Annotated in this window: 20 protein-coding genes; 10 read left to right on the forward strand and 10 right to left on the reverse strand. The window is 71.4% G+C overall.

Annotation, left to right across the window (positions count from 1 at the left end):
- Positions 1–74 precede the first annotated feature (74 nt).
- Positions 75–365: a DUF1540 domain-containing protein gene (locus ACESMR_RS07865; RefSeq protein ID WP_373046500.1), complete on the forward strand. Its 291-nt coding sequence runs from the start codon at positions 75–77 to the stop codon at positions 363–365.
- Positions 366–593: 228 nt separating this feature from the next.
- Here ACESMR_RS07865 and ACESMR_RS07870 read toward each other — a convergent pair whose 3' ends face one another.
- From ACESMR_RS07870 to ACESMR_RS07880, 3 genes are all read right to left on the reverse strand, one after another.
- Positions 594–2,282 (reverse strand): Na/Pi cotransporter family protein, encoded by a 1,689-nt coding sequence (locus ACESMR_RS07870; protein WP_373047103.1) that lies wholly within the window; start codon positions 2,280–2,282, stop codon positions 594–596.
- A 108-nt stretch (positions 2,283–2,390) separates the two neighbouring features.
- Positions 2,391–3,224: a transglutaminase family protein gene (locus tag ACESMR_RS07875; protein WP_373046501.1), complete on the reverse strand. Its 834-nt coding sequence runs from the start codon at positions 3,222–3,224 to the stop codon at positions 2,391–2,393.
- Positions 3,221–5,080: a M3 family metallopeptidase gene (locus tag ACESMR_RS07880; protein ID WP_373046502.1), complete on the reverse strand. Its 1,860-nt coding sequence runs from the start codon at positions 5,078–5,080 to the stop codon at positions 3,221–3,223. Before ACESMR_RS07880 ends, ACESMR_RS07875 begins: the two co-directional genes overlap by 4 nt.
- Before the next feature lie 80 nt (positions 5,081–5,160).
- Here ACESMR_RS07880 and ACESMR_RS07885 point away from each other — a divergent pair, with 80 nt between their 5' ends.
- A complete protein-coding gene (locus tag ACESMR_RS07885; protein ID WP_373046503.1) occupies positions 5,161–5,466 on the forward strand; it encodes a polyhydroxyalkanoic acid system family protein in 306 nt (101 codons plus the stop codon).
- 40 nt (positions 5,467–5,506) lie between these two features.
- Here the strand turns inward: ACESMR_RS07885 and ACESMR_RS07890 are convergent, their stop codons facing one another.
- Positions 5,507–6,970 (reverse strand): alanine/glycine:cation symporter family protein, encoded by a 1,464-nt coding sequence (locus ACESMR_RS07890; RefSeq protein ID WP_373046504.1) that lies wholly within the window; start codon positions 6,968–6,970, stop codon positions 5,507–5,509.
- Between the two features lie 95 nt (positions 6,971–7,065).
- Here ACESMR_RS07890 and ACESMR_RS07895 point away from each other — a divergent pair, with 95 nt between their 5' ends.
- The 5 genes from ACESMR_RS07895 (at position 7,066) to ACESMR_RS07915 (ending at position 11,712) form a co-directional block, all read left to right on the forward strand.
- Entirely contained in the window at positions 7,066–7,644 is a 579-nt protein-coding gene (locus ACESMR_RS07895) for a redoxin domain-containing protein (protein WP_373046505.1), read from the forward strand.
- A 94-nt stretch (positions 7,645–7,738) separates the two neighbouring features.
- Positions 7,739–9,589, forward strand: a complete 1,851-nt coding sequence (locus ACESMR_RS07900) for a hypothetical protein (protein ID WP_373046506.1) — start codon at positions 7,739–7,741, stop codon at positions 9,587–9,589.
- 136 nt (positions 9,590–9,725) lie between these two features.
- Entirely contained in the window at positions 9,726–10,109 is a 384-nt protein-coding gene (gene gloA / locus ACESMR_RS07905; protein ID WP_373046507.1) for a lactoylglutathione lyase, read from the forward strand.
- Positions 10,110–10,128: 19 nt separating this feature from the next.
- Positions 10,129–10,842 (forward strand): SDR family oxidoreductase, encoded by a 714-nt coding sequence (locus ACESMR_RS07910; protein WP_373046508.1) that lies wholly within the window; start codon positions 10,129–10,131, stop codon positions 10,840–10,842.
- A gap of 111 nt (positions 10,843–10,953) precedes the next feature.
- Complete coding sequence (locus ACESMR_RS07915) at positions 10,954–11,712, forward strand: SDR family NAD(P)-dependent oxidoreductase (protein ID WP_373046509.1); 759 nt, start codon at positions 10,954–10,956, stop codon at positions 11,710–11,712.
- Between the two features lie 6 nt (positions 11,713–11,718).
- On the opposite strand, the gene ACESMR_RS07920 is transcribed toward ACESMR_RS07915, so the two are convergent.
- The 4 genes from ACESMR_RS07920 to ACESMR_RS07935 form a co-directional block, all read right to left on the reverse strand.
- The gene (locus ACESMR_RS07920; RefSeq protein WP_373046510.1) at positions 11,719–12,081 is read right to left on the reverse strand and encodes a hypothetical protein; all 363 of its coding nucleotides are present in this window, start codon (positions 12,079–12,081) and stop codon (positions 11,719–11,721) included.
- Between the two features lies 1 nt (position 12,082).
- Positions 12,083–13,441: an NAD(P)/FAD-dependent oxidoreductase gene (locus ACESMR_RS07925; protein ID WP_373046511.1), complete on the reverse strand. Its 1,359-nt coding sequence runs from the start codon at positions 13,439–13,441 to the stop codon at positions 12,083–12,085.
- A gap of 61 nt (positions 13,442–13,502) precedes the next feature.
- A complete protein-coding gene (locus ACESMR_RS07930; protein WP_373046512.1) occupies positions 13,503–14,234 on the reverse strand; it encodes a hypothetical protein in 732 nt (243 codons plus the stop codon).
- The gene (locus ACESMR_RS07935; protein ID WP_373046513.1) at positions 14,231–14,839 is read right to left on the reverse strand and encodes an MYXO-CTERM sorting domain-containing protein; all 609 of its coding nucleotides are present in this window, start codon (positions 14,837–14,839) and stop codon (positions 14,231–14,233) included. Before ACESMR_RS07935 ends, ACESMR_RS07930 begins: the two co-directional genes overlap by 4 nt.
- A gap of 129 nt (positions 14,840–14,968) precedes the next feature.
- Between ACESMR_RS07935 and ACESMR_RS07940 the strand changes: the two genes are divergently transcribed.
- Together ACESMR_RS07940 and ACESMR_RS07945 are read left to right on the forward strand one after the other, a co-directional pair.
- Positions 14,969–15,718 carry an SDR family oxidoreductase gene (locus tag ACESMR_RS07940; RefSeq protein WP_373046514.1) on the forward strand — a complete coding sequence of 250 codons (750 nt, stop codon included), beginning with the start codon at positions 14,969–14,971 and terminating at the stop codon, positions 15,716–15,718.
- Positions 15,719–15,865: 147 nt separating this feature from the next.
- Positions 15,866–16,150, forward strand: coding sequence for a Rho-binding antiterminator (locus ACESMR_RS07945; RefSeq protein ID WP_373046515.1), 285 nt, complete (start codon positions 15,866–15,868; stop codon positions 16,148–16,150).
- A 54-nt stretch (positions 16,151–16,204) separates the two neighbouring features.
- Here ACESMR_RS07945 and ACESMR_RS07950 read toward each other — a convergent pair whose 3' ends face one another.
- A complete protein-coding gene (locus ACESMR_RS07950; protein ID WP_373046516.1) occupies positions 16,205–18,814 on the reverse strand; it encodes a CBS domain-containing protein in 2,610 nt (869 codons plus the stop codon).
- Positions 18,815–18,906: 92 nt separating this feature from the next.
- Here ACESMR_RS07950 and trxA point away from each other — a divergent pair, with 92 nt between their 5' ends.
- On the forward strand, positions 18,907–19,779 hold the full coding sequence (gene trxA / locus ACESMR_RS07955; protein ID WP_373046517.1) for a thioredoxin: 873 nt from the start codon (positions 18,907–18,909) through the stop codon (positions 19,777–19,779).
- A 67-nt stretch (positions 19,780–19,846) separates the two neighbouring features.
- Here trxA and ACESMR_RS07960 read toward each other — a convergent pair whose 3' ends face one another.
- Entirely contained in the window at positions 19,847–20,992 is a 1,146-nt protein-coding gene (locus ACESMR_RS07960; RefSeq protein ID WP_373046518.1) for a KamA family radical SAM protein, read from the reverse strand.
- Between the last annotated feature and the right edge of the window lie 411 nt (positions 20,993–21,403).

The raw sequence follows: 21,403 nt of genomic DNA on the forward strand, positions 1-21,403 counted from the left end.
CCTGCGTCCGGCGACGACGGACGTCGACCGTTTCGTGCAGGCCGCCCTCTGGAGGCGGCCGGGAGGCCAGGGCGATGCTCACCCAGCTGCGAATGCCGAAGGTCTCGGATTGCGAGGCCACCGAGTGCTTCTACAACGTGGACAAAGACTGCCACGCGCCGGCGATCAACGTCGGCGGCAACCATCCCGAGTGCGATACCTACATCGCCAACGGCGCCCATGTGCACGGGCGGACCAAGGCGCTGGTAGGCGCGTGCCACGTGGGCAACTGCGAGCACAACAAGGACCTGAGCTGCCACGCGAAGTCGATCCACGTGCGCCACCACGCCGGCCACGCGGATTGCACGACCTACGCGCCGCAGTAGGCGGGCTGCAGGTTCGTCCCACGCTCGTCCCACGTGGGACCGCTCACCCCCGGTGGGTCGGCGCGGACGTCCCACACTCGTCCCACGTGGGACCGCTCACCCCCGGTGGGTCGGCGCGGACGTCCCACACTCGTCCCACGTGGGACCGATCGCCCCTGGCGGGTCGGCTCCGACGTCCCGCGCCGTCCCACGTGGGACCCGCAGCGACGCAGGTGCCGCCGCCCGGGCTCAGGCCGCCTTCCGGGTCGACTCCGCCAGGCGGATGATCCCGACCGCGCGATCGCCCGCCTCCTCGAGGTGGGTGAGCGTGTCGAGGAAGGCGAGCTGCGCCTGGATCTGCTCGCCCGTCATCATCTTCATCCGCTCGACGTGTCCCTGCCGGAGCTCGCGGCGGGTCGCGTCGATCCGGCCCTCGATCGCCTCGGCCTTCGCCGCGGCTCTCGCGTCACCGGCCAGGTAGGCCCCCAGGTTGGCCAGGGCCTCGTCGACCAGCGCCCCGAGCCTGGCGAGATCCTGCACGTCGTCGTCGCCGAAGCGGTTGCCGCTGTCGTAGACCCGCCGGGCGATCCGGACGAGGACGGCGCAATGGTCGCCGATCCGCTCGAGCCGGTGGGTGTTCTGGATCATCTCGCCGATCCGCCGGGCGGTGGCAGACGAGGTCCCGGCGGAGGTGGAGTCGGTGAGGATCTCCGAGATCTCCCGCTCGAGGTCGTCCACCACCTCCTCGCGCTGCAGGGTCTCCTCCACCAGCGTCCCCAGCTTCGCCGAGGGATGGGTGATGATCCGCATCGCGTCCCCGAAGAGCTCCCGCACCACTTCGGTCATGTGCTGCATCTCCCGGCCCGCCTGGACGAGGAGGAGCTCCGGGGTCTCGATCCCCGCGGGGCTGAGGTAGTGCAGGCGCGAGGGACGCGGCGCCACCGCCGGCTCCGGGACCCAACGGGTGACGATCGACTCGAGCTGCCGCACGAAGGGGATCATCAGCAGGGTGTTGGTGACGTTGAAGAGCGTGTGCACGCCGGCGAGGTGGGTGGTGATCACGCCGGCTGCGGCCTCCCCGGTCGCCGCCGGATCGCCGGGCACCAGCGCGTCGACCACCGGCAGCAGGTAGAAGTTGAGCAGCGCCAGCGCCCAGGCCACGCCGAGCAGGTTGAAGATGAGGTGCACCCTGGCCGCCCGCCGCGCGTTCACCGGCGCGCCGATCGCCGCCAGGTTGGCGGTGGCGGTGGTGCCGATGTTCTCGCCGAGGACCATCGCCACCGCAGCGTCGTAGGGCAGCCAGCCCATCGCCGCCATGGTGAGCGTCAGCGTCATCGTCGCCGAGCTCGACTGGAGCACGATGGTGAGGAGCGTGCCGATCGCCACGAAGATCAGCACCGAGAGGAAGCCGTAGCCGCCCAGCTCCTTGACGAAGGCGATCTGCTCCGGCCCGTCGATCGGCGGGATCGAATCCTTGAGCAGCGCGATGCCGAGGAAGAGGAGGCCGAAGCCGAGGAGAACCTCGCCCCACTGCCGCTTCTGCTGCCCCCGGGTGAAGCCGAGGAGCGTGCCGATGCCGATCGCCGGCAGGGCGAAGGCGCCTAGCTTCACCTTGAAGCCGAGGATCGAGACGATCCAGCCGGTGAGCGTGGTGCCGATGTTGGCACCCATGATCACGCCGATCGCCTGGGCGAGGGAGAGCAGCCCCGCGGAGACGAAGCTCACCACCATCACGGTGGTGGCGGAGCTCGACTGGACGATCGTGGTGATCGCGACGCCGCTGAGCACACCGGCGAAGCGGTTCGCGGTCATCTTGCCGAGCCAGCCCTTGAGGCGACTCCCTGCAGCACGCTGCAGCGCCTCGGACATGATCTTCATGCCGAGCAGGAAGACGCCGAGGGCACCGAGCAGCTCGAGGACGACGAAGACGGGGCGAATGTTGCACCTCCAGCAGTTGCTGCCCCCCTACCATGGATCGTGTCCGCCATGCGACAGGTGCATGGCGATCCGATGGCATCCAGGTGGCAGCCCCCGCCGGCTGCGCGGTCAGTGGAGGAGCGAGCCCCGCAGGGAGGCGAGCCGCTCCGCCGCGGTGGCGGCCTCCGAGGTCCCCGCATAACGCTTCTGGACCTCTTCCAGGTCCCGCTGCGCCCAGGGGATCGCCCCCAGCTCCAGGGCCACCAGGCCCCGCTGCAGCAGGGGCCCGGGCGCGTCGGGCCGCGCCACCGAGAGAAAGGAGAGGGTCCGGTAGAGCGGCGCCCGCGCCTCCCTCGCCTCGTAGAGCTTCACCAGGTTGTTGAGGACCCGCTCGGTGATCTGCGGCAGGCTCCGCGGCGCCAGATAGGACGCGTGCCACGGCGCGCGCCCGGAGGAGAGCCGGCGCACGATGGTCCGGCACTCGTCCACCGAGAGGATCCGGCCCCCGCTGAAGGGATCGGCGAAGACGCCCTGCCGGCCCCCCACCCGGACGAGGAAGTGGCCGGGCAGGCCGATGCCCGCCACCTCGAGCCCTGCCATGCGGCCCACCTCGATCCAGACCGCAGCCAGCAGGATGGGCAGGCCGCGCCGGCGCTCGAGCACCTCGCCGAGATGGCTCGCCCACTCGTTCTGGAAGGTGGCCGGGGAGCCCCGCAGGTCGTTCTCCCTGGCGAGCACCTCGGCCAGCGCCTCGCACTGCGCGGTCGGATCACCGGAGGGCGGCACCCGCCCGGCGATCGCGCGGGCCCAGCCGAGCATCCGGCTTCGGCTCTGCTCCACTGCCTGCGGGCCGGCGCCCTCCACCGCGAAGAGCGCGCCGGCGAGATCGTTGCGCAGGAGCGCGGCACGGAAGGCCTTGAGCGTCGCCTCGTCCCGCGCCGACCAGAGCTCCTCGACGATCACGAGGCGGCGCGGGCCTGCTCGTCCACCCACGCGGCGAAGCGCGCGGCGGCAGCAGCGAACCCGCCCTCCTCGGTGTCGGCGACGATCTGGCGCCCGTGGACCACCCGCACCTTGGCCTCCAGCTCCACCGGGCCGTCGAAGACCGGTACCTGCGCGAGGCGCTCGACCTGTGTCCGGGCCAGCTCCAGCGCGCCGTCGACGCTGCGCAGGCATTCCTCCACCAGCGCATCGGCCTCGAGCTTGCGCCCGGTGAGCGCCTCGAGGGTGGCGTTGAAGGAGACGGCGTTGCCCGGCGCCCAATAGGCGGCGGCGAGGTCGGGGCCGATCCGAGCGTTGTCGACGAGGTGGCCGTCCCGCTGCAGGAAGAAGCGGCGGGTCTGGTAGACCGCCATCTCGGCGAGCACGTAGCCGTGGTAGTAGGCGCTCGACTCGCCGGCGAGGAGGTGCGGCACCGCCAGCGTCGGGCGCGCCGCCGAGGTGAGCCCGGTGAGCCGGCGCTCCACCGCGCGGATCTCCTCGAGCACGCGCTCCGGCGTGAGCTCGTCGTCGGGGATCTCGTAGATCGCCCGCTCGGCGAAGGGCACGGTGAGCATCGAGCGCACGTCCCAGGCGCGGAGCGGCTGCTCCTCGCGGATGGAGCGCTCGATCAGCTCCCACGGCATCGGCCGGCCTTCGGCATCCCTGGCGTAACGGGTGCGCCAATCCGCATCGCCGAGGAGCGAGTCCATGAACATCGACTGGGTCTCGGCGTAGGCCACCGAGGTCGGCGCGAACTCCTGGCTGAAGCAGGGCGCCGGCGCGAGGATGTTGGAGAAGTGGGCGGCGTGGCCCCCTTCGTGGAAGAGGGTCTGCATCGCGCGGACGCCGCTGCCCACCTGCCCCGGCAGCGCGTTGGCGGTGAAGTTGATCCGCGCCGGCCGCCATCTCCCCTCGTCGAAGAAGGCGGGACCGGGGCCGTGCATGAAGCCGTTCTCGTATTTGCCCTTGCGGTCGACGAGGTCGAGGGTGAGCGTCGCGTCCCGGTACTTCACGCCGAGGGCGGCGAAGGAGCGGCCCCAGCGCTCCAGGGCGTCGGCGAAGCCGAAGTAGGGATCGATCTCCCGGGTGATCGAGCCGGAGCGGAGGAAGACGAAATTCCAGGGCTCGAGGCTCCCCGCCCCGTGCTCCTTCTCGAATTTCGCCAGCTCCGCCTTCGTGTGGGCCTCGGTCCTGTCGGCGAGATCCTCGAGCACCGCGAAGAGCTCGCGCTTGCTCATCCGCTCGACGGTCTGCACCCGGTAGTCGTAGTAGTCCTCGTAGCCCTGCATCCGCGCGAAGCGGTTGCGCATCTTCACGATCTCGAGGAAGCCGCGCTCGAGGACGAAGCCCTCGATCGAGCGCAGGCCCTCCCAGGCCGCCTTGCGGCGACCCTCGTCGCGCTCGGTGCGGATCATCGTGCCGAGCTTCACGCTGGAGGCGGGGACGAGCTTGCCGCTCGCGGGATCGACGTAGCCCAGCTGCAGCCCGCCGCGGGCCACCTGCAGCTCCTGCTCGGCGGCGACGGTGCTGGCGGATAGGGCGCGGGCCGCCGGGTCCTCGACGCCGTGGGCGGCGAAGAGCGCGATCCAGCCCTGCAGCACCGCGCGGTCCGCCTCGCTCCCCTCGCCAGAGGCCTCGAGCTGGCGGAGCTGCTGGAGCCTGCCGGTGTCCTGCAGGAATTCGTTGAGGGCGATCTCCGCTTCCCCGAGCGCGCGCTGCGCCTGCTCGTTGTCGTCGGCCAGGCCCATCTTGGCGATCCAGAACTGGTCCTCCTTCCGCGTGTGGAGGGCGAGGTAGGCGTCTTTGAGGTCGGTCAGGGTGCGGCTGAGTTCACTCATGCCGACAAGCCTAAACGCCCTCCCACGGTCCACGCGAGGAGAACGTCGCGGCTCCCGACGGGCTTTGGTAGCTTGTGGGCATGCACATCGATTTCCCCCACCGCCTCTCCCAGGCAGAGGCGAAGGCACGGCTCCAGGCCCTCGGCGACTACCTCCAGAACAAACACGGGATCGGCGTCACCTGGCAGGGCGAAAGCGCCCGGATCCAGGGTCGCTACATGGTCGTCTCGATCGACGGCACCGTCGACGTCGGGGCCGACAAGGTCGTCTTCGACGGCAAGGACCCGGGCATGCTCTGGCGCAAGAAGGCCAAGGACTACCTGACCCACAAGCTCGGCAAATATCTCGACCCGAGCGTGCCGGCGGACCAGCTGCCCCGCCGCTGATCGGGCCCCCGGGGAGCGCGCCTCGCGAGGGCGCGCTCTCTCATTTGTAGCGCGGCAGCTCCCCGGCCCGGAGCCGGGTGAGGTAGGCGTCGAGCTCCTCGCGCACCCTGCCGGAGAGCAGCACCACGCCGATCAGGTTGGGGAAGCCCATCGAGAGGAGCATCAGGTCCCCGAAGGCGAGGACGTTCTCCGCCGTGATCACGGCGCCCAGGAACGTGGCCCCGAGGTAGAGCAGCCGGTAGACGACGATGGCCCGCTCGCCGAAGAGCCAGGTCCAGCAGCGATCGCCGTAGTAGTACCAGCTGATCAGCGTCGAGAAGGCGAAGAGCCAGACCGCGACGGCGAGCACGTAGGGGAAGAAGGCGATCACCTCGCCCAGCGCGGCGGAGGTGAGCGCGGCGCCCTTGCTCGCCGAGACGAGGTGCGCGTAGTCGGGGTTCGACCACGCGCCGGTGATCACGATCACCAGCGCGGTGAGCGTGCAGATCACCACCGTGTCGATGAAGGGCTCGAGGAGCGCCACGATCCCCTCGCGGACGGGATAGGGCGTGCGCGCCGCCGCGTGGGCGATGGGCGCCGAGCCGATGCCCGCCTCCGAGGAGAAGGCGGCGCGCTGGAAGCCGATCACGAGCACGCCGAGGGCGCCGCCGGCGACCGCCTCGGGCGAGAAGGCGCCGGCGAAGATCTCGGCGAAGGCGCCGGGGACCCGCTCCCAGAACCAGACGAGGACGAAGACGCAGGTGAGCGAGTAGCCGATGCCCATGATCGGCACCACGGCGGAGGCGACGTGGGCGATGCGCTTGATGCCGCCCAGGATCACGAGGCCCGCGAGCACCACCATGAGCAGGCCGTAGGCCCAGGGCGCCTGGCGCAGCGCCGGAACCACCTCCTGGACCGCGCCCAGCGACTGGCTCACCTGGAAGCCGTTGCCGCCGCCGAGCGCGGCGCCGATACAGAGCACCGAGAAGAGCACCGCGAGGACCTTGCCGAAGCGGGCCCAGCCCAGCTCCGCCAGGCCCTGCGACAGGTAGTACATCGCGCCGCCCATCACGTGGCCGTCGGGACGGACGTGGCGGAATTGCTGGCCAAGGGTGCACTCGGCGAATTTCGAGGTCATCCCGAGGAAGCCCGCGACGATCATCCAGAAGGTCGCGCCGGGGCCGCCGGTGCTCACCGCCAGCGCCACACCCGCGATGTTGCCGAGGCCCACCGTGGCGGAGAGCGCAGCGGAGAGCGCCTGGAAATGGCTCACTTCACCTGCGTCGCGGGGATCGTCGTAGTGGCCGGCGGTGACGGCGATCGCGTGGCGGAAGGCGCGCAGGTTGACGAAGCCCATGCGCAGGGTGAGGAAGATGGCGCCCAGCGCGAGCCAGGCCACGACGATCGGGACGGTGACCTGGTCGCTCCAGAAGGCCGCGTCGAGGAAGAGTACGCGAGCGAGCGGCTCCACGACGAAGCGGCCGAAGAACTCATCGACGATGGAGAAATCCAGGGTCTCCTCCAAAAAGCGCGGTGGTCGTGCGGGCGGTGCAGGGTAGCGCAGCTTCCAGCCTTTTTGGGGAAGTGCGGCAGCTGCCCTCGATGCGCACGGTGCCGCCCATGCGTGCAGGGATCGAGCCCGGGGCGACCTTTCCCGACTACCAGCTGGCGGATCAGGACGGGAAGCAGCGCCGGCTCTCCGAGCTGCAGGGGCAGGATCCGATGCTGCTCCTGCTCGCCCGCGGCGGCTATTGCCCCAAGGAGATGCTCTTCCACCGGGAGATGGTCGCGTGGCATCCGCAGCTGGTGGTGGGCTACGTGCAGATCGTCACGCTGAGCACCGAGCCGGTCTTCCAGAGCGCGGAGTGGCGCCGCGCGCTCGGGGCCCACTGGACCTTCCTCTCGGATCCGGAGCGGACGGTGCAGCAGGATCTCGACATCGCCGAGTACACCGATCCGGTGCGCAATCCGATGATCCCGCACGCGGTGCTGCTCGAGCCGGGACTGCGGCTCTTCCGCATCTACAACGGCTACTGGTATTTCGGCAGGCCCTCGCGGGACGAGCTGTGGCGGGACTTCCGCGAGATGGGCAGGCGCTACCGCAGCGACTGGGATCCCACCGCACCGGAGCTCCGCGCCGCCTGGCAGCGCGGCGAGAAGGAGCGCTTCTTCCCGTACAAGCGGAAGCGGGGCACGTGACGGACGGCGGGTGAAGTACCCGCCCGGTCGGTGCAGCGCTTCGGGTGCGCCCTGGTCCATGGCTGCCTGCGGGGGCGACGCGCAGATTTGCGGCATGAGTCTCTTCGCCTCCCTGCTGGGCAGCCTGGCGCTCCTGGCCTCGACGCCGCTCCTGCCCATCGGCGGCGGCAACGCCCTCACCCTCCCCTCGCAGCGCCACGTGGTCCGGCTCGCACCTGCAGGCGGCCCGCCGGTGTGGCTCCTCGCGGTGCAGCAGGAGGGGCGCGACGGCAACGGCCTCTCCTTCTGGCGCAGCGACGACGAGGGGGCGAGCTGGCGCTTCTACGCGCCGATCCAGGGGGACGCCAGCCACGCGGATCGCGCCGACCTGGTTCGGGTGGGGGACGACGTCGCGCTGGTCTATGCCTGGGAGGGTCCGACCCTCGCCGGGTCGACCCGCCACGACGTCTTCTTCCAGTGGTGGCGGCACCACGCCGGCGCGTGGGAGCCGGAGGCGCCGGTGCGCGTCTTCGACTCCACGAGCTCTTCCGGCGGCTACTACCGAGGCGATCTCGCGGTCGACTCGCAGGACCGGCTCTGGGTGCAGGCGTTCCGGCTGGAGAGCGACGGCGGCGCCACCGCGGTGATCGCGGTGAGCAGCGACGGCGGCGCCAGCTTCGTGGAGCAGGCGTCGCTGGACCGGCTCGCGACCCGCAGCGGCGGCGCGCTCTTCCACGACGGGCAGCGGCTCGGCTTCCTCTACGACGCCCACGACGCCGGCAGCGCCGCGCGCCTGCGGGTGCGCAGCGACACGGCGCCGCTCGGCAGCTGGGGTGCGGTGCAGCGCGCGATCCCCGAGGGCATCTACCATGGGGCGGCGCTGAGCCTGGCGCCGGGCCCTGGCGGCGTGGTGGACCTCGTCTACAAGGACGAGGCGGAGCGGCTGCGCCACCGGCGCTGGGAGGCGGGGGCCTTCTCGGCGCCGACGCTCCTCGAGGGCAGGCAGGACTGGGCGCTCCTGCCGGCGACGACGCGGGTCGGCGGGGAGCTGGTGGTCTTCTGGAACCGGGTGGTGACGCTCAACCTGCACCACGAGCTCTGGACGCGGCGCCTTGCGGGCGGCGTGTGGAGCACGCCGGTGCTGCTCGACGGGAGCATGAGCTTCAAGGGCTACCCGGCTGCGCCGGAGGAGCTGCCGGTGGGGAGCGGGCGGGTGCCGGTCTTCTTCGGGGATGCGCCGAGCGCTGCGGATTGGGGGACGTTGGCGCTGGCGTGGGCGGAGATGGGCGGGAGCGGCGGCACCGGTGGCATCGGCGGCACGGGCGGTACCGGAGGTAGCGGCGGCAGCGGTGGTATCGGCGGCACGGGCGGTACCGGAGGCAGCGGCGGCAGCGGTGGTACCGGAGGCACGGGCGGAACCGGAGGCAGCGGCGGTGCGGGAGGCACCGGCGGCACCACGCCCCTCACCCTCTTCGCCGACGCCTTCGATCGCACCGCCGCCGACCTCGGCCCCGGCTGGATCACCGATCGCGGCAGGTTCCTCGTCGACGGCGCCGCCGTCGCCGACCTCGGCAGCAGCGTCGCCCGCACCGGCGCCACCTGCCTCGACTGCAGCGTCGCCGCCCGCCTCCAGGGCAACGGCGCAGGCCTCACCCTGCGCGCAGCGGGCAACGATCGCTACCTCGTGCTCCTCTCGAAGGACCGCGTCCTGCTCCGCCGCTACCGCGGCACGAAGATCAAGACCCTCGCCCTGCGCACCCGCGCGATCACCCCGGGCGCGCCGGTCCACGTCGAGCTCGAAGCCACCGGCTCCAGCGCCGTGCATCTCGTCGTGCGCATCGACGGCCGCACGATCATCGACTTCGTCGACACCGGCAGCGAGGCCCTCGGCGCCGCCGGCAGCGCAGGCCTGCAGGCCACCTTCGCCGGCACCACCTGGGACGACTTCCTCCTGGAGCGGCGATGAATCGCCTTGGGGAGGCACGTTGGCCGACCAACGAGCCGCCCGATCGCCCGCCGCCTTCCCGGTGGACATGCCCCACCGGGATCCGATAGCGCTGCCCCTCTCCTGCCCACGGGGCAGCGCCAAAGGAGCAGAGGCGATGCGTTTTCTCCACACCATGCTGCGGGTCGGCAACCTCGACCGCTCCCTCGATTTCTACACCCGCGTGATCGGGATGCAGCTCCTCCGCAAGAAGGACTACGCCGACGGCCGCTTCACCCTCGCCTTCGTCGGCTTCGGCCCCGAGGAGACCCACCCCGCCCTCGAGCTCACCCACAACTGGGACACGGAGAAATACGAGCTCGGCAACGCCTACGGCCACATCGCCCTCGGCGTCGAGGACATCTACGGGACCTGCGAGAAGATCCGCGAGGCGGGCGGCAAGGTGGTCCGCGAGCCGGGGCCGATGAAGCACGGCACCACGGTGATCGCCTTCGTCGAGGATCCGGACGGCTACAAGGTCGAGCTGATCCAGAGCCGCTGAAACGAAAGGGGGGGAAGCGATGAGCACCGCCTTCGTCACCGGCGCCACCGGCTACACCGGCAGGGCCGTGGTCGAGCAGCTCCGCAAGCGCGGCGAGCACGTGGTCGCCCACGTGCGCCCCGATTCACCCGAGCTGGCGATGTGGCGCGAGCGCTTCGCCGCCCTCGGCGCCGAGGTGGACAGCACCGCCTGGGACGACGAGGACGCCTTCGCGGAGCAGCTCTCCGATCGCGGGATCAGCCACCTCTTCCACCTCGTCGGAACCACGAAGAAGCGGGCGCAGGCGGTGGGACAGAGCGCCACGGAGAGCTACGAGAAGGTGGATTACGGCCTCACCGCGCTGCTGGTGCGGGCCGCCGCCCGCTCCCGCAGCGACGTGCAATTCACCTACCTCTCCTCCCTGGGCGCGTCGGCCACCTCCTCGAACGCCTACCTGCGCGCCCGCGGCAAGGCGGAGGAGGCGGTGCGCCAGGGCGGCATGCCCTGGGTCATCGTCCGCCCCTCCTTCATCAGCGGTCCCGATCGTCCGGAGCCGCGCCCGCTGGAGCAGGTCGGTGCGAAGGTGAGCGACGCCCTCCTCGGCGTCGCCGGGGCCCTCGGCCTCGGCACGGTGCGGGATCGCTTCCACTCGATCGACGCCGCCCACCTCGCCGCCGTGCTCGTCCACCTCGCCTACGATCCCGCGGCGCAGCGCCACACCTTCGAACCGCCCTTCACCACGCCGATCGATTGAGGAGCGCCCAGTGGGGCGCTCCAACGCAAAGAACATTGCGCGCGAAGCGCGCCTCTTGTCCGCTTGGTTCCGCGCCAGCGGGGCCGAGTGGACAAGATACGAGGAGCGCACTTGGACATCCGCACCGCATTCATCACCGGCGCCTCCAGCGGCATCGGCTGGTCGCTCGCCCATCGTCTCTCCCGCGCCGGCGTCGAGGTCGCCCTCCTCGCCCGCAGGCGCGACCGCCTCGAAGCCCTCGCCGAGGAGATCGCCCACGCCGGTGGCATGGCGCGGATCTACGAGGGCGACGTGGGCAACGCGCCGGAGTCGGTCGCCACCGTGCAGCGCGCCGACGACGAGATGGGCGGTCTCGATCTCGTGGTGGCCAACGCCGGCGTGGGCAACGAGCGCTGGGCGGGCAAGCTCCGCTGGGAGGACGTCGAGCCCTCGATCGCCGTCAACGTGGCTGGCGCAGCGGCGACGCTCACCGCGGTGCTGCCGCGGATGGTCGAGCGCAAGCGCGGCCACCTCGTCGGCGTCTCCTCCCTCGCCGGCTTCCGCGGCCTGCCCCGCAGCGCCGCCTACAGCGCGAGCAAGGCCTTCCTCTCCACCTTCCTCGAGTCGCTCCGGGTGGATCTGCGCGGCACCGGCGTCACCGTCACCGACGTGCAGCCGGGCTTCGTGCGCACGCCGATGACCGCTGCCAACAGATTCAAGATGCCCTTCCTCGTCGACTGCGAGGACGCCGTCGACGAGATCGTGCAGGGCATCGAGAACGGCGACGCGGTGGTGGCCTTCCCGGCGCCGCTGGTCGCGGCGGTCCGCGCGGGGCGGCTGCTGCCCAACGCGCTCTACGATCGCGCGGTGACCAAGGCCCGGGGCCGATAGGTGAGGCTACCCGCGGATCGAGAAACGCGGCGCCTCGATCCGCTCGCCCCGGCAGCGCGGGCAGCGTCCCGGCGGGTGGAAGTGGCGCTGCTCCCTGCCGGTGAAGACGAAGCCGCAGGTGGAGCAGACCGCCGGATCGACCACCAGCTCCTGCCCGGTGTGCTTCAGGCTCTTCTCCACGTGGCCGAGGGCCTCGTCGAGACCGCGGACCGACATCCGCAAGGCCTCTCGGAGCTCGTCGAAGTCCATCGCACGGAGCTCGAGGAGCGCCACCAGCTGCTGCCGCCGGGAGATGCTCGCCTCCGCGGGGACCCGCGGCGGCCTCGGTCCCCTGCGCCGCGCCTGCTCCTCGTACCAGTGCCGTGCCATCTCAGTGCCGGACCTGCGATCTGTCGGCGGCCGCCTCCACCGGCGGCTCCCGTCCCGCCCGCATCTCCGCCTCCATCTCCACCTCCGAGGGCGCCACCAGCCGATCCGGCACCCCGGCCTCGAGGCGCCTGCCGGTGATCAGGCGGGCGCCGCGGCGGTAGGTGAAATAGCCGTAGGCCCAGTTGTAGAAGACGAGGAAGCGGTTCCGGAAGCCGACCAGGAACCAGAGGTGGACCACCAGCCACGCCATCCAGGCGAGGAAGCCGCTGAAGCGCAGGCGGCCCTTCTCCGCCACCGCGCGGGAGCGGCCGATGGTCGCCATCATCCCCTTGTCCCGGTAGCGGAAGGGCGCGCGCGGCTTGCCCTCGAGATCGCGGCGCACGTTCGCGGCGACGAGGCGCGCCTGCTGCATCGCCACCGGCGCGAGGCCGGGCAGCGGCTTGCCGTCCGCCCCGCGGAAATGGGCCATGTCGCCGATGACGAAGACGTCGGGGTGGCCGGGCACCGCGCAATCCTCGCCGACGATCACGCGGCCGGCGCGGTCGAGCTCGACCCCCAGCGATTGTGCCAGCGGCCGGGCCACCACGCCTGCGCCCCAGAGCACCGTCGAGGCAGGAAGGAGCTCGTCGCCGAGGTGCACCCCCGCCTCGTCCACCTTCGTCACCATCGCCCCGGTGCGGACCTTCACCCCGAGCTCGTGGAGCTGCTCCACCGCCTTATCGGAGAGCGCCGGCTCGAAGGGCGGGAGGATCCGCGGCCCCGCCTCCAGCAGCGTCACCTCCGCGTCCGCCGGACAGACCACGCGGAAATCGCGCGAGAGGACGAAGCGCGCCAGCTCGGAGAGCGAGCCGGCCAGCTCCACGCCGGTGGGGCCGCCGCCGATGACCACGAAGCGCAGCAGATCCTTGCGGCGCACCGGATCGGGCTCGCGCTCCGCCGCCTCGAAGGCGAGGAGAACGCGGCGCCGGATCTCGACCGCCTCGTCGAGATCCTTGAGGCCGAGGGCGTAGCGGGACCATTCGTCGTGGCCGAAGAAGTTGGTCCGGGCGCCCGCCGCGAGGATCAGGGTGTCGAAGCTCTTGTCGCGGCCCGCCTTGAGGTGGATGCGCCGTTTCGCGAGGTCCACGCCGGTGACCTCGTCGAGGAGCACCTGCACGTTCTTCTGCCGGTGGAGGATCGAGCGGATCGGGACGGCGATGTCCGAAGGGGAGAGGCCCGCCATCGCCACCTGGTAGAGCAGCGGCTGGAAGAGGTGGTAGTTCGCCCGGTCGACGAGCGTCACCTCCACCGGCAGCTTGCCCAGCTCCTTCGCGGCGATGAGCCCGCCGAATCCGCCTCCGACGACGAGTACGTGGCGCATGTCCGGAAGCTAAGGGCGGCCTCCGGGGACCGCCGCACGATCGGACGCGGCGCAGCTGGACTCATGCAGCGCTGCGGCGGCGCTTGCCGATCCCGCCGGCAACGAGCGCCAGCCAGGCGAGGGAGTAGACGCCCGCCGAGCCCGCGGCGCTGCAGCCGCTGGCCGCCTCGTCCCCGCCTTCCGCTTCGCGCAGGCTGCGATCGCTCTCCCCCTCGACGGGCGGCGCCTCGCTCCCCCCGGCGGCCCCACCACCGCCACCGCTGCCACCGGTGCCCCCGCTCCCGCCGCAGCCGGCGCCGGGTGACCGGCCCGGGTCGGTGATGGCGAGATCGAAGGGCGGCCCCTCGTTCCCCGCCCGGTCGAGCGGCACGAAGCGCAAGGTGAAGGCGATCGGCTCCTGCTCCTCGCAGATCCCGTCGATGAAGGTGAGAACGATCGTCTCGTCGTCCGGGAAGGGCGCGATCGGCAGCGGCGGGAACATCGCCCCGCGGGGCGAGGCGCCGGCGACGATCTCGAGGAGGTAACCGGTCTCCGCGGGATCCTCGCCTGCAGGAGCGCCGACGTGCAGCGTGATCACGCCGAGATCGCTGCACATCGCCGAGTCACCCTCCGCCTTGCCGCGAAGGATCCGATCCACCCGGGCGGACATCGGCCCGGGCGGCGTGGCGTCGCTCGAGCTCCCGTCGATCTCGAAGGGCATGATCGGCATCGGCGAACAGGCCCTGCCCTCCGCCGGCAGCGCGAGGGCTGCGGCGACGCAGCAGGCTCCCGCCAGGATCACCAATGGCTTCATCCGTTCCGTCCCTTCTTGCTGCGGCGCAGCAGCAGCGCCACGCCAGCGAGCAGCAGACCGCCCGATCCAGCCCCGCCCACCGAGCAACCGCCCTCGCTACGGCCCGGATCGCGCACGTGGATCGCCACCGGCTCGCTCTCGTTGCCGGCGCGATCGACCGCGACCACGTGCAAGGTGAAGTCGAGCGGCTCCTGATCGTCCTGCGCGCCGTCGATCCAGCCGAGGTAGACCACCGGCTCCCGCACCACCACGGGCCCTGCGTACGCGCTGCCGAAGGGCACGGAACCGTCGATGGGCAGGAAACGGTAGCCCACCACCTCGTCGCCCCCCGCCTCCCCGAGCTCCAGGCGCACCGAGCCGAAGTCGTCGGTGCTCGAAATGGTCGTGCCGCAGCCCTCGTCCCGCGGCCCCACGCCGCGCTTCACCTCGAGCAGCTCGACCCGGGGCGTCGCCGGCGGGGTGGTGTCGGCGGGGTCCGCCTCGACGACGAAGGCCTCGTAGTAGGGCATCTCCCCGGCCTGCGCCGTGGCAGGCAGCAGCAAACACGCGGCGATCGCCAATCGGCTGGTGCGCATCGTCGTCCCCTCCCGCATCACGTCGAGCATAGCCGCCCGCTACAACGGCGCACAGCCCCTCGCGGTCCGGCCCACTCCGCGGTTTCCGAGGCCCCGCCGGGGCTGCTATGAGATCGGGCCCCGGCGGCGCGTTTCGCCGCCCGCAACCAGGAGCGACACATGCAGCTCTCCAATCTGAAGGTCATCGTCACCGGCGGCGCCCAGGGCATGGGCGCGCACTTCGCCATCCGCCTCGCCGAGGCCGGCGCGAAGGTGGCAGTCGGCGACGTGAACGAGGCAGGCCTCGCCGAGCTCCCGAAGCAGAACATCTTCACCCGGCGCCTCGACGTGGCGAACGAGGAGGACGTGATCTCCTTCGTCGCCTGGGCGCACGAGCAGATGGGCGGCCTCAACGGCCTGATCAACAACGCCGGCGTGCTCCGCGACGGCCTGCTGGTGAAGAAGGACCGGGCCACCGGCGCGATCTCCAAGCTGAGCAAGGCCAACTGGGACATGGTGATCGGCGTCAACCTCACCGGCGCGACGATGATGGTCCGCGAGGTGGTGGCGAAGATGCTCGAGACCGAGAGCCGCCCCGGCGTGATCGTGAACCTCTCGTCCGCAGCCCGCCACGGCAACCGCGGCCAGTCGAACTACAGCGCGGCCAAGGCGGCGCTCGCCACCAACACCGTGACCTGGTCGAAGGAGTTCGCTCCCTACGGGATCCGCGTCGGCGCGGTGGCCCCGGGCATGGTCGAGACCCCGATGACCGCCGGCATGAACGAGAAGGCCCGCGAGGCGATGATCAAGATGATCCCCGTGGGCCGCACCGGGCAGCCCGAGGACATCTGGCAGGCGGTGAAGTTCGTGCTCGAGTGCGACTACTTCAACGGCCGCACCATCGACGTGGACGGCGGCCTCTCGCTCTGATTCCGAGCCGAGCTGCGCAGCACCAGGACGCCCGGCCCTCCGCCGGGCGTTCGCTTTTTCCGCCTGCCGAGCGCCGGGCAACGCGCCCCACCGGTCGCTGGCGACTCCCTCTTGTCGGCGCCCCGGAAGATCCCCACCTCTAAGCTCATGAGCCGCTACGATCGAAACGAACTCGGAAATTGCGATTTCATCGACGTGCTCGAGGAATCCGTCCTGATGCACACGCGCGTGCGCGTGGAGCTGCTCGACGGCACGGTCTTCGAGGACAAGATCCGCGACGTGGTCACCCGCGACGGCCAGGAGGAGGTGCTCTTCGCGAGCCACGAGCCCGTCGAGGTCCGCGACATGGCAGCGATCGTCCGCGAACCGCTGCCGCACACCTACCAGCGCGATCCACGGCGGGAGGCTCCCTCGGGCAACCGCCATCCCTAGATTCGAAGTCTTCCTCCCCAGGGAAGCGCGGCGCCGCAACCGGGCCCCTGCCGGTCAGCGGCGTTCGCGTTTCTGCCCGAGGGAGCGCCGGGCTGCGGCGAGCTGCGCCGCCGGATCGGCGCCGTCGCGGGCTGCGTCCAGCGCCACCTCCAGCGCCCTGCCCACCTGCGGACCGGGCTTCACGCCGAGGGCCAGCAGCTGCCTGCCGTCGACGGCGCTGCGCACGTGCCGGCCCTCGCGGAGCCACCAGCCGATCCGCTCCTCGACCTCCGACCGCTGCGCGATCCCCTGGGCGTATAGCAGCTCGACCACGTCGAGCCGCTCGAGGAGCCGGGCCACCGCAGCGTTGCGCTTCGGCCTGGCGAGCGCGGCCACCGCCCCCTTCGCCCTCTCCGGCCCCTCGCGGAAGCGCCTGCGCCGCGCAGCGCCGCCGGGCACGAGCCGTTCGAGCGCCTCGCGATCCTTGCGCGGGATCGCCGCTCCCACGCAGAGCCAGAGCACGTCGGACTGCAGCGGTGCGTCGGGCAGGTAGCCCTCCGCCCGGTGGTGCGCCACCCGCGCCTCGCCGAGGCGGGAGAGGAAGGTGCGGCCCGAGGCGAATTGCGGGTGGAGGAGCTGCAGCAGCCCCCACGAGCGCAGGAGCCGGAACGACTGCACCACCTCGTGCTGCCCGAGGATGAGCTCGAGCTCCGTGCCGATCCGCTCCTTCGAGAGGCGGTCGAAGGCCCCCGCCTTCCGGGCGGCGTCGAGGAGACCACGGGTCTCGGGGGCGAGGACGAAGTCGAAGCGGGCGCCGAAGCGGGCGGCGCGGAAGGCGCGGGTGGGGTCGTCGTGGAAGGAGAGGCCGTGGAGCACGCGGAGCACGCCGCCGCGCAGATCACCCAGGCCGCCGAAGGGATCGTGCACCCGCCCGAGCTCCACCGGGTCGACGGAGATGGCGATGGCGTTCAGGGTGAAGTCCCGCCGGAAGAGGTCCTGCCGGAGCCCTGCGTGGAGCGCCACCTGTGGCAGCGCGGCGAGCGCCTCGTAATGCTCCGAGCGCGCCGAGGCGAGGTCGAGGCATCTGCCGTCGGGCCCGGTCCAGGAGGCGGTGCCGAAGGCCTCGTGGACGTGGACCTCGCCGCCGAAGCGGCGGGCAGCCTCCCGGGCCAGGCGCGGCCCCTGCCCCTCCACCACGAGGTCGACGTCGCGGACCGGCAGGCCGAGGAGGAGATCGCGCACCGTGCCGCCGACGAGGTGCACGGGGAGCCCGAGCTCGCCGCCGATCCGCCCCAGCGCCTCCACCATCGGCCAGCGATCGCCGAGGCCGTCGCGGGCCATGGCGAGGACCTGCTTCGGCGGCGGCGCCTTCACCGGCGCTGCGAGTGCCGGCTCCTCGAGGGCGCGGAAGAGCGTGCCGCGGGTGAGGATCCCCACCACCTCGTCCGGCGGCACCCCCACCACCACCAGCCGCTTGGGGCCGGAGAGCAGGCGCTCGCGTGCATCGGCCAGCGAGCTCTCCGGCGCCACCCACTCCGGCGGACCGGCGCTGATCTCGCCTACGGGCCTGTCGCCGAGGCCGTGGCGCAAGGCCGCCTCCACCTCCTGCCGCGAGACCAGCCCCACGATCTTGCGGCTCCTGCCCTTCACCAGCGGCAGCGAGTTGATCCGCCGCTGGTGGAGGAGATCGGCGGCCTCGCGCACGGTCGAGGTCGAGGGGATCGCATGGAAGCGGCGCACCGCCACGTCGGCAGCGACGCGGCGGCGCCCCAGCTCCTCGACGAGGATCTGCCGCACCAGCGCCCTGGCGTCGTGGAGGGTCATGCCCTTGAGCGAGGCGCTCGCCGCCTCGGCGTGGCCGCCGCCGCCCAGCGGCCGCACCACCTGCGCCACGTCGATGCGCCCCTCGCTCCTGCCGATCACGTCGATCCGCTCGCCGGAGCTGGCGAGGAGGATCGCCGCAGGCCAGCCCTCCGCCGCCCGGAGCTGCTCGAGGAGCACGGAGAGGTCGGGTTCGTAGCTCTCGGTCTCGAGGGCGAGGAGCGCCACCACCGTACCCGGCACCTCCACCATCTCCCGGGAGCGGGCGATCCGCTCGAGGAGGGCGAGCTGGTGGGCGGTGTAGCCCTTGGGCACGTAGCGCGGCAGGTAGTCCAGGGGCGCGCCCCAGGCGAGACATTGCGCCGCCGCCCGGTGGTCGAGGTCGCTGGTGCCGGGGAAGGTGAAGTGGCCGGTGTCGACGTGGATGCCGAGGAGGAAGAGCCCCGCCTCCACCTGCGAGGGCGTGATCCCGCGCTCGGCGATCCGGAGCACGAGTGCGCTGGTGGCGGCGCCGGCCACCGGCATCGGCTCCCGGGGGAGGTCGGTGGGCGCCGGAGGATGGGTATCGAAGGTGCGCACCTCGGCGAAGCGATCGATGAGCGCCGCGATCGGGCCGATCCGCGCCGGATCGGAGGTGTCGGCGACCAGGAGCCGTCCCGCTCCCTCCTCCGCGAGGCGCTCCTCCAGCTGCGCGAGGGGCAGGAGCCGCGGGAGCTCCTCGCGGTGCTCCGCCCAGAAGCGGCGGGTGGTAGGGTCCATCGAGCCGGGCAGCACCAGCTGCAGCGGCGCTTCGAGGAGGCAGAGCGCCACCAGCGAGGCGACGCCGTCGAGATCCGCAGCGAGGTGGGTGGTGGCGACGTCCATCGGTGCCCATCCTACCGGGCGGCCGGCGGCCCCGCCGGCGAAACTCTCGGGGCGACGCCGGCTCCAGGAGTGGAAGACCAGGAGAGAGCCAAGTGCAGACCACCGCTTCGACCGATTGCAGCATCGACGCCAACGAGGCCAACTTCCACGCCGAGGTCCTCGACGAGAGCCAGCGCCGTCCGGTGGTGGTCGATTTCTGGGCGCCCTGGTGCGGGCCCTGCCGGACGCTGGGTCCGCTCCTCGAGCGGCTCGCGGCGGAGGGCGAGGGGAGCTGGCGCCTCGCCAAGGTGAACGTCGACGAGAACCAGCGGCTCGCCACGCTCTTCTCGGTGCAGAGCATCCCGTCGGTGAAGGCCTTCCACAAGGGCCAGCTGGTCGAGCAATTCGTCGGCGTGCTGCCGGAACCGCAGCTGCGCAGCTGGCTGGAGGGCTTCGTCCCCGGCCCGGCGGAGGAGGCGGTGGAGGAGGCCCGCTCGCTGGAGGCGGCGGGCAAGCTTCCCGAGGCGCGGGCCGCCTACGAACGGGCGCTCTCGATCAAGCAGCGCCACGGCGAGGCGCTGCTGGGATTGGCGCGGCTCGAGGCTACGGCGGGGGAACGGGAGAACGCCGAGCGGCACCTCGATCAGATCCTGCCGCCGGAGAGCGAGCGGCTCGCCGCCGCGATCGCACAGCTGCGGCTCGAGCTGCAGGCCGGCGCCGTGGGCAGCCTCGAGGAGCTGCGGCTGCTGGCCACGAAGCGGCCCGACGATCTCGAGGCGCAGGTGGCGTACGGACGCGGCCTCGCTGCCGCCGGGCAGCACGAACAGGCGCTGCAGCTCTTCCTCGAGGTGGTGAAGAAGAGCCCGAAGGCCGGCGCCGGCGAGGAGGCGCGCAAGGCGATGCTCGAGGTCTTCGGGGTGATCGGCGCGCGGTCGGAGCTGGCGGACGAGTACCGCTCGCTGCTCGCGGCAGAGCTCTACAAATAGCGCCGGACACGAGAAAGCCCGCGGGACCGGCCGCGGGCTTTCTCGATCGACTGCCGCGCTTGCGCGATCAGAGCTGCGGCGGAGGCGAGCCCATGCCCTCGACCGGCTTCAGCTGGTCGAGCCAGTAGGCGTTGTCGTCGCGGTGGAAGACCATGAAGCGGCCCTCGTTCGCCGGGTGCTTCGCCCGGTTGTAGCGCATGTACATGTACTTCTCGTCGATGCCGCAGATCTCGATCTTGCCGGTCTCGTGGCTCATCGAGAAACGCATCCGCTTGGCGAGGCCGGAGACCTGCTTCTTCGCCGCCTCCACCAGCTCGTAACCGCGGACGATCGGCACTTCGTAGGGCTCGTTGCCCGCGGTCGGGCGGCCCTGGAAGATGTAGTACTGCGGCGCGCCGACGAAGGAGAGCTTGCGGAACATCTGCGCCAGCGTGTCCGCGTCGTCGTTCACGCCCTTGATGATCGGGCACTGGTTCACCACGATCGCGCCTGCGGAGAGCATGGCGTTGATCCCCTCGACGGCGGGCTCGGTGAGCTCGCGCGGGTGATCGAAGTGGGCCATCAGGTAGATGCGCTTCTCCGGCGTGCTGTACTTCGCGATCGCCTCGAGGAGCGAGGGATCGTCGAGGATGCGCCAGGGATTGAAGGCCGGCATCTTCGAGCCGATGCGGATGATGCCGACGTGGTCGATCTGGCGGAGGCGCTCGAAGATATCCACCAGGCGGCGGGTGCCCATCAGCAGCGGATCGCCGCCGGTGAGGAGCACGTTGGTCACCTCGGGGTGCGCCGCGATGTAGTCGAGCCCCTTGGAGACGTCGATCGACACCTCGTCGTTCTCGTCCATGAAGAGGCGCTTGCGGAAGCAGTAACGGCAGTAGGCGCCGCAGACCTCGTTGCAGAGGAGCAGCACCGTGTCCCGGTATTTGTGCTGCACGCCCTTGGTCACCGTGACCGCCGCCTCGTTGGAGGCGTCGAGCTTGCCCCAGTCGCTGAGCTCCTCGAGGCGAGGGATGATCAGCTGGCGGATCGGATCGAGGGGATCGTTCCAGTCGATGAGGCCGAGGTAGTAGTCGTTGGCGCGGAAGACGTACTTCTCCGCGACCTTCTTGAGCTGCTCGCGAACGTCCTCGGGGATGTTCGCCACCTTGTCGATGTCGCGGACGTAGGTGACCTTGGTCTTGGCAGGATCGAGCTGCCGGGCGGTGTTTTCCATGATCGAGCCCTCGCAAAGGCGATGGGGCCCCAGGACCGCCTCGAGGAGGTGGCCGGGACCCGGAGTCCTCGCAGTGCGGGCGCGAAGGGCCCGCTTGCTCCGCCACCCGGGGGCGCTCGGAGCGAACACGAATGCGGTAGATCGCCGCCGCGAAATCCCGGCTGTGCCGGAGCGGCGATCTGTGACCTCTTTGCGCGGGGCGCTGCGGGCCCTCTCGGGCCGACCGCAATGTGGTGCGGCTTCCCTGCGCACGGTGCCGTCGGCGCTGCCGACCTGGCTCCGACGCCAGCATTCCCCAACGAGAAGGAGGCGGCCCGTGGGGCCGCGCACGACGCGGGAGGCTGACGTGGGTGGAACCTACCACGGACTAGTTTGTGTTCCAAGATCCGAGTGGCCTACATCGGGAATTGA

The organism is Vulgatibacter sp. (genome assembly GCF_041687135.1).
Taxonomy (GTDB): domain Bacteria; phylum Myxococcota; class Myxococcia; order Myxococcales; family Vulgatibacteraceae; genus JAWLCN01.

Coding starts and splice junctions, on each gene's coding strand:
- ACESMR_RS07865 (WP_373046500.1), top strand. CDS start 75: ATGCTCACCCAGCTGCGAATGCCGAAGGTCTCGGATTGCGAGGCCACC.
- ACESMR_RS07880 (WP_373046502.1), bottom strand. CDS start 5,080: ATGAGTGAACTCAGCCGCACCCTGACCGACCTCAAAGACGCCTACCTC.
- ACESMR_RS07885 (WP_373046503.1), top strand. CDS start 5,161: ATGCACATCGATTTCCCCCACCGCCTCTCCCAGGCAGAGGCGAAGGCA.
- ACESMR_RS07895 (WP_373046505.1), top strand. CDS start 7,066: ATGCGTGCAGGGATCGAGCCCGGGGCGACCTTTCCCGACTACCAGCTG.
- ACESMR_RS07900 (WP_373046506.1), top strand. CDS start 7,739: ATGAGTCTCTTCGCCTCCCTGCTGGGCAGCCTGGCGCTCCTGGCCTCG.
- gloA (WP_373046507.1), top strand. CDS start 9,726: ATGCGTTTTCTCCACACCATGCTGCGGGTCGGCAACCTCGACCGCTCC.
- ACESMR_RS07910 (WP_373046508.1), top strand. CDS start 10,129: ATGAGCACCGCCTTCGTCACCGGCGCCACCGGCTACACCGGCAGGGCC.
- ACESMR_RS07920 (WP_373046510.1), bottom strand. CDS start 12,081: ATGGCACGGCACTGGTACGAGGAGCAGGCGCGGCGCAGGGGACCGAGG.
- ACESMR_RS07925 (WP_373046511.1), bottom strand. CDS start 13,441: ATGCGCCACGTACTCGTCGTCGGAGGCGGATTCGGCGGGCTCATCGCC.
- ACESMR_RS07930 (WP_373046512.1), bottom strand. CDS start 14,234: ATGAAGCCATTGGTGATCCTGGCGGGAGCCTGCTGCGTCGCCGCAGCC.
- ACESMR_RS07935 (WP_373046513.1), bottom strand. CDS start 14,839: ATGCTCGACGTGATGCGGGAGGGGACGACGATGCGCACCAGCCGATTG.
- ACESMR_RS07940 (WP_373046514.1), top strand. CDS start 14,969: ATGCAGCTCTCCAATCTGAAGGTCATCGTCACCGGCGGCGCCCAGGGC.
- ACESMR_RS07945 (WP_373046515.1), top strand. CDS start 15,866: ATGAGCCGCTACGATCGAAACGAACTCGGAAATTGCGATTTCATCGAC.
- ACESMR_RS07950 (WP_373046516.1), bottom strand. CDS start 18,814: ATGGACGTCGCCACCACCCACCTCGCTGCGGATCTCGACGGCGTCGCC.
- ACESMR_RS07960 (WP_373046518.1), bottom strand. CDS start 20,992: ATGGAAAACACCGCCCGGCAGCTCGATCCTGCCAAGACCAAGGTCACC.